At 74.7% G+C, this 6,183-nt stretch carries 7 protein-coding genes and 1 pseudogene; 4 read left to right on the forward strand and 4 right to left on the reverse strand.

Annotated features, from left to right (window positions below; all coding sequences use genetic code 11):
• Positions 1–52: 52 nt before the first annotated feature.
• On the reverse strand, positions 53–988 hold the full coding sequence (locus P3X83_RS33150) for a WYL domain-containing protein (RefSeq protein WP_277309248.1): 936 nt from the start codon (positions 986–988) through the stop codon (positions 53–55).
• A 90-nt stretch (positions 989–1,078) separates the two neighbouring features.
• Here P3X83_RS33150 and P3X83_RS33155 point away from each other — a divergent pair, with 90 nt between their 5' ends.
• Positions 1,079–1,495 (forward strand): VOC family protein, encoded by a 417-nt coding sequence (locus P3X83_RS33155; protein WP_277309249.1) that lies wholly within the window; start codon positions 1,079–1,081, stop codon positions 1,493–1,495.
• 1 nt (position 1,496) lies between these two features.
• Entirely contained in the window at positions 1,497–2,084 is a 588-nt protein-coding gene (locus P3X83_RS33160) for a YdeI/OmpD-associated family protein (protein WP_277309250.1), read from the forward strand.
• Positions 2,085–2,088: 4 nt separating this feature from the next.
• On the opposite strand, the gene P3X83_RS33165 is transcribed toward P3X83_RS33160, so the two are convergent.
• Positions 2,089–3,072, reverse strand: a complete 984-nt coding sequence (locus P3X83_RS33165; protein WP_277309251.1) for a Ppx/GppA family phosphatase — start codon at positions 3,070–3,072, stop codon at positions 2,089–2,091.
• 139 nt (positions 3,073–3,211) lie between these two features.
• On the opposite strand from P3X83_RS33165, the gene P3X83_RS33170 reads away from it, so the two are divergent.
• A complete protein-coding gene (locus tag P3X83_RS33170; protein ID WP_277309252.1) occupies positions 3,212–3,733 on the forward strand; it encodes a DinB family protein in 522 nt (173 codons plus the stop codon).
• Here P3X83_RS33170 and P3X83_RS33175 read toward each other — a convergent pair.
• A complete protein-coding gene (locus P3X83_RS33175; RefSeq protein ID WP_277309253.1) occupies positions 3,727–3,957 on the reverse strand; it encodes a hypothetical protein in 231 nt (76 codons plus the stop codon). The two genes, P3X83_RS33170 and P3X83_RS33175, sit on opposite strands and share 7 nt — an antisense overlap.
• A gap of 224 nt (positions 3,958–4,181) precedes the next feature.
• Here P3X83_RS33175 and P3X83_RS33180 point away from each other — a divergent pair, with 224 nt between their 5' ends.
• Complete coding sequence (locus P3X83_RS33180) at positions 4,182–4,769, forward strand: NAD(P)H-dependent oxidoreductase (protein WP_277309254.1); 588 nt, start codon at positions 4,182–4,184, stop codon at positions 4,767–4,769.
• A 247-nt stretch (positions 4,770–5,016) separates the two neighbouring features.
• Here P3X83_RS33180 and P3X83_RS33185 read toward each other — a convergent pair.
• Positions 5,017–6,183 (reverse strand): annotated as a pseudogene (locus tag P3X83_RS33185) (AfsR/SARP family transcriptional regulator); the annotation flags it as partial.

A 6,183-nucleotide genomic window follows, 5' to 3' on the forward strand; every position in this document is an offset into this window, starting at 1 on the left:
GGCTTTCTTCATGCTCCTTAGCGAAATACCTAGGTGACCGAAACCGATCGGTTCAGGAGTAGCGGGTGGTGAGCTCGCCGCCGATGCGGGCCAGTTCGCCGCGCACCGATGCCGGTTCGAGGACCTCGATCATCGCTCCCCAGCCGGCCAGGTGGCGGGCGATGTCCAGGGGTGTGGGGGCGCCGAGCCGTACGCGGGCGCGGCCGTCGCTCTCGCCGTCGTCGTGGCAGTGGCGGCCGAACTGGTCGCGCAGCACGCGCACGAACCTGGCCTCGACCAGGACGGTGGCCCAGGTGCGTGAGCGCCGCCGTTCCATCTCGGTCACCACCTCCTGCCAGGCGGCGGCGAGGGCGAAGTCGTCGGGGCGTTCGGCGGGTTCGCCGGTGGTCTCGGCGGCGATGATCCGGTCGAGGCGGAAGGTGCGCCGCCCGGCGTCGGTGCCGGCGAGCAGGTACCAGATGTCGTCCTTGTCGACCAGGCCCCAGGGGTCGACGAGGCGTTCGCTGCGGCGGTCGCGCCCGGCATAGGTGAGGCGGACCTTGCGCCGCCTGATCACCGCGTCCTGCAGCAGGGCGACCGGTTCGGGCCTGTCGCGGTCGCGTTCCCCCCAGCGGGCGGGATCGATGACGGTGGCCTCGGCGGCGGCCTGCGCGTCGGCGCGGAAGGTCGTCGGCAGCGCCCGCACGAGTTTGCGCAGCGCGGCCTTAGCCTCCTCCGACAGCGCCGCCGCCGGGCCGACGAGCAGGAACAGGGCCTGCGCCTCGGCGGCGGACAGGCCGCTGAGGTCGGTTCGGGCGCCGCCGACCAGGGACCATCCGCCGCCTCTCCCGGGCTGCGGGTAGACCGGGATGCCCGCAGCCGACAACGCCTCCAGGTCGCGGCGGGCGGTGGCGACGGACACCTCCAGTTCGGTGGCCAGTTCGGTGGCGGTCACCCGGCCACGGGTCTGCATCAGCAGCAGGACGGCGACGAGACGGTCAGCGCGCATGGTTCAAGACTGCCGGAAAAAGTGCTCAATTGGTGAGCACTTTGGGGCGAAGAATCAAAGGGTCACCCACCGAGGGAAGGAACACCCAAGATGTTGCGCGGACTCACCACCGTCACCTTCGTCGCCGAGGACCTGGCCGCCGCCCGCGACTGGTACGCCGAAGTGCTCGGCGTCGAGCCCTACTTCGCCCGCTCGGTCGAGGACCGCCCGGCCTACATCGAGTTCCGGGTCGGGGACTACCAGCACGAGCTGGGCCTCATCGACGCCCGGTTCGTGCCGGGCGGCCGGTCGGCCGAGCCGCGCGGCGAGATCGCCTACTGGCACGTGGACGACGTCCACGCGGCCTTCCGGCGGCTGGTCGAGCTGGGCGCGACCGTGCACGCCGAGCCGGTGGAGCGCGGGCCGGGGTTCGTCACCGCGTCGGTGACCGACCCGTTCGGCAACGTTCTCGGGGTCATGTACAACCAGCACTACCTGGACGTCCTCGCCGACCGGACGGGGCGCTGAGATGAACCTGGTACACGCGGGCACGCCCGCCGAGTGGCGGGCGTGGCTGGCCGCCAACCACGCCGCCGGGCAGGAGGCGTGGCTGGTCATCCACCACAGGGACAGCTCCACCCCGGGCATGGGCTACGCCGAGGCGATCGAGCACGCGCTGTGCTACGGCTGGATCGACAGCCACGCCCGCAAGCACGACGAGCACAGCTCCCGGCTCCGGTTCACCCCGCGCGATCCGCGCGGCACGTGGAGCGCGGTGAACCGGCGGCGGGCCGCGCGGATGACGGAGCTGGGGCTGATGACCGAGGCCGGGCGGGCCATGGTCGAACTGGCCAAGCGCCGGGGGACCTGGGAGGTCGTGCCCGACGCGGAGAGCCTGGCCGTACCGGCCGACCTGCGCGAACGGCTCGGCGCGGACGAGGCGGCGCGCGTCAACTTCGACGGCTTCCCGCCGTCCTCCCGCCGCCTGATCCTGACGTGGATCGCGTCGGCGAAACGGCCGGAGACCCGGCTGCGCCGGATCGAGCGGACCGTGGCGCTGGCCGCGCGCGACATCCGGGCCGCCCATCCGGGGGTGCGGATGGGCGACGCCCCCTGATGGGTCAGGGGGCGGGCCGGGCCCGGGCGTCGAGGGTCTCCAGGAGCAGGCCCTCGCGGGTGGACCAGGGGCAGATCTCCACGCGGGGGACGCCGCAGGCGCGCATCAGCGACTCGGCGACCAGGGCGCCGGCCAGTGACTGCTCGGCGCGGTGGCGGCTGATGCCGGGCAGGTCGCCCCGGCGGGGAACGTCGGTGGCGGCCAGGACGGCCAGCGAGCCGCGCACCCCGGCGAGGTCGAGGCCGTCTTTCGCGGCGCCGGGCGGACCGGCGGCGGCGGCCAGGACGGCGAGCTGGCCGAAGGTCTTGGAGCAGGCCAGCACCTGCCCGCCGGGGGCGGCGGCGGGCAGGCCGGGCGCGCGGGCCAGGACCCGCCGCAGATGCCGCGCCACCTCCCGCAGGTACGGCAGGCCGGGCGCGATGCCGCCGGGCAGCCAGCGCCGGGTGACCGCCCGCGCGCCGAGCGGCAGTGAGAGCAGCACGTCGGGCCGTTCGCCGTGGCCGCAGGCGATCTCCACGGTGCCGCCGCCGATGTCCAGCACCAGCAGCCCGCCGCCGGTGTCGCCGATCCAGCGGCGGGCGGCGACGTAGGCGAGCCGGGCCTCCTCCAGGCCGGGCAGCACCCGCAGCCGGGTGCCGGTGACCTCGGCGACCCGGCCGATGACCTCCTCGCGGTTGGGGGCGTCGCGGATGACGGAGGTGGCGAAGGGGAACACCTCGGGCCATTCGGCGGGGTGGGCGGCGCGGGCGGAGGCCACCGCCCGCTGGACGCTGCGCACGCCGTGGTCGTCGAGCCGCCCGTCGGGGGTGAGCATGTCGTGCAGCCGCAGCCGCGCCTTGTGCGTGGCGATGGTCTTCCAGGCGGTCCGCCGGGGCGGGTCGGCCGGGTGGCGGGGCCGTCTTCCCCTGACCACGGTGAGCGTGGCGCTGTGGCATCCGACGTCGAGCACACCCGCCCGGTGCATGGGCACCCCCTTCGCCTTCGCCACGGGGACCACTTCCCGGTTATCCGCCCCCGCGACCCCCCTGAATGCGAAGAGTAGCAACGCGGCCACATAGTGTGGCCGGTATCGCGGCGCGGGAAAACGGCGTGCGCGGCGCGGGGCGCGCGAAGTAACGTCGGCGCCTATGACGCCTCCTCCTCCACGCGTACGCCCCCCTTTCACGGCCGACGAGCGGACGCAGCTCATGGGCTGGTACGACATGCAGCGCGCGATCGTGCACTACAAGTGCGAGGGGGTGTCCGAGGCCGACGCGCATCGCCCGGTGCTGCCCGGCTCGCCGCTGATGACGCTGGCCGGGCTGGTGTCCCACCTGCGCTGGACGGAGCACACCTGGTTCGAGGTGCTGTTCATGGGCGGCTCGTCCGAGGGGCAGCCGCAGTTCAGCGAGGACGTCGAGGACGCCGACATGCGGGCGGAGGGCGTTCCGCTGGCCCGGCTGCTCGACGAGTACGCCGAGCAGTGCGCCGCCTCCGACAAGATCATCGCCGCGTATTCGCTGGACGACACTGGCCGTCATCCCGGCTTTCCTGCGGGCGCGGCGTCGCTGCGCTGGATCGTCCTGCACATGGTGGAGGAGACCGCCAGGCACGCCGGCCACCTGGACGTGATCAGGGAGCTGCTGGACGGGCACAAGGGCTACTACTGACGCGGCCCGCGCCGCGCGGGCGGGGCGGCGTCCGGGCGGTGTAGTCGCACCGGTAGGTGATGAGCGCGCTGTCGCCGGTGAGCGCGGCCGGCGAGCGCGACGACACGGTGCGCGGACGGCTCCGCCCGCACGAACGGGTTGCGGTTGGCCTGGATCAGCGGCACGACCTGGGCCTTTCCCGCCGTGCCGAACCTGCTGACCAGCAGCGCGTCGTCGCGTAGCACGCGCTCGCAGAAGTGGCCGTCGCCCGCGCCGTTTCCGCGCCGGTCACGCGACCCCCCGTAACCACTTAAACCGGTTGAGGTGCCGACGTTACCGGGGGCGCGTCCCCTGCGGCAAGATCCGCCGTCCTCCCGGGGGACCGTAAATCGAGGGTCAACGAACCGTAAACGGCCTCCGGCACGCTGACGGCGGTTCGAGGGAAGCGTCACGCACAAGGGAGGACGGGATGCCCGAGCACGATCGGCTGCGGCTGGCGATCATCATCGGCAGTACGCGCAAGGGCCGTTTCGGTCCCACGGTCGCGCGGTGGTTCGCCACCCGCGCCCGCCGTACGCCGGGGCTGGAGGTCGATCTCATCGACCTCGCGGAGGCCCGGCTGCCGGACGCGCTCTGCGACGTGGACGACGACGTCCCGCCCGCGGTGCGGCGGCTGGCGCCGCGGCTGGACGCGGCCGACGCCTTCGTGATCGTCACCCCGGAGTACAACCTGAGCTTTCCCGCCCCGCTGAAGACGGCCATCGACTGGTACCTGGGGGAGTGGCGGGCCAAGCCGGTCGCGTTCGTCTCCTACGGCCGCGAGTCGGGGGGCCTGCACGCGGTAGCGCAGCTCCGCCAGGTGTTCACCGAGCTGCACGCCGTGCCGCTGCGGGACGGGGTGAGCCTGCCGTGCTACTGGGAGCGGTTCGCCGCCGACGGGAGCTGGCCCCGGCCGGGCGCGGTCTGCGAGGACACCGTGCGCACCGTGCTGGAGCGGCTGTGCTGGTGGGCCCGGGCCCTGCGCGAGGCCAGGCGGCGGCAGCCGTTCGTGGCGTGACCCCCGGCCCCGGCCGCATGGCCGGGCTTGATGAGAGGGCGACGATGAGCGATGTTCAGCGGCGGGTCGAGGACGTCATGGGCGAGCTGGTCGGATCCGGGCAGGAGACCGGGATCCAGGTCGCGGTTTACCGGGACGGCGAGCCGATCGTGGACGCCGTGGCCGGGATCGCCGACGTGGCGACGGGCCGCGCCATGGACCCCGCCACCCCGGTGTACGGCGCGTCCCCGGGCAAGAGAACGGCGGCTCATGACGCGGCGGGCGGGTGGATCAGCAGCGGCTCGGCGGCGGCGGGGGTGAGCGCGGCCCCGGCCATGATGCAGGCGGCGCGGCCGTCCTCGCCGAGGACCTCGGCCAGGAGTGCGGCCACCCGGTCGATGTCCTGGCGTTCGGCGGAGCCGACGGGTAGCGCGGCCGTGCGGCGCACCTCGCCCGCCGCGCCGAGCAGCCGCGCGGCGTCGCCGGGGCGTCCGGCGCACAGCAGCGCGGCGGCGGCGCCCTCCAGCGCGAGGGCCTGCGCCCTGGGCGCGCCGAGGCGGACCGCCGGCGCCAGGGCCCGGCGCAGGTAGGACAGGGCGGCCGCGGCGTCGCCGCGCCGTTCGGCCACCACGCCCAGTTCGGTGAGGACCATCGGCAGGTGCGGGGCCGGATGCTCATCGGCGTCCTCACCGGGCTCACCCTGCTGGTCGTGCCCTCCCAGGGCCAGGACGGCCCGCAGGTGCGCGTCGGCCTCCTCCAGCAGCCCCGCCCGGCGGGCCACGAACCCCAGCCCCATCCCCGTGAAGACCTCCAGGGGCCGCGAGCCCTGTTCCACGGCCAGCCGGTGCCCGCGTTCGCACAGGTCGCGGGCCCGTTCGTGGTCGCCCTCCTGCAGCGCGATCCAGCCGAGCCAGGCCAGGGACCCGGCCACCTCGGGCCACAGCCCGAGTTCCTCGGCCAGCCGCAGGCACTCGGTGTGCAGCCGGGCGGCCTCCCGCTGGTCGCCGGTCATCTCGGCCAGCGCCCCGAGCCAGGCCGTGGCCTGCTGCTCGCCCCACCGGTCGCCGATCCGGGCGAACAGGGCGGCGGCGCGCCGCCCGTCGGCTTCGAGGGTGGCCAAATCGCCCCGGATGTGGGCGAGCTTGGTGCGGGTGACCAGCACGGCGGCCAGGCCCCATTCGTCGCCGATGGCGGTGAAACCGGCCAGCGCCCGGCCGAGCAGGTCGTCGGCGGCGGCGGTGTCGCCGGCGTCGAGCCCGGCGTAGGCCAGGAACCATTCGGCCCTGGCCTGCCCGGCGGGGTCGCCGGCTCCGGCGAACAGCCGCAGACCCTGGTGCCGGGCGTCGGGGCGGTCCGCCGCCTCGCCGCGCAGCAGGGCCAGGCCCGCGCTCCACGCGGCGGCCCTGGCGCGCGCGGCGGCGGGGGCCGGGCCGGT

The organism is Spongiactinospora sp. TRM90649, assembly GCF_029382225.1.
In the GTDB taxonomy this organism is placed as follows: domain Bacteria; phylum Actinomycetota; class Actinomycetes; order Streptosporangiales; family Streptosporangiaceae; genus Spongiactinospora.

Bases quoted from the DNA above. Each gene is read 5' to 3' on its own strand.
- P3X83_RS33155 (WP_277309249.1), top strand. From the start codon at position 1,079: ATGTTGCGCGGACTCACCACCGTCACCTTCGTCGCCGAGGACCTGGCC.
- P3X83_RS33170 (WP_277309252.1), top strand. From the start codon at position 3,212: ATGACGCCTCCTCCTCCACGCGTACGCCCCCCTTTCACGGCCGACGAG.
- P3X83_RS33160 (WP_277309250.1), top strand. From the start codon at position 1,497: ATGAACCTGGTACACGCGGGCACGCCCGCCGAGTGGCGGGCGTGGCTG.
- P3X83_RS33180 (WP_277309254.1), top strand. From the start codon at position 4,182: ATGCCCGAGCACGATCGGCTGCGGCTGGCGATCATCATCGGCAGTACG.
- P3X83_RS33150 (WP_277309248.1), bottom strand. From the start codon at position 988: ATGCGCGCTGACCGTCTCGTCGCCGTCCTGCTGCTGATGCAGACCCGT.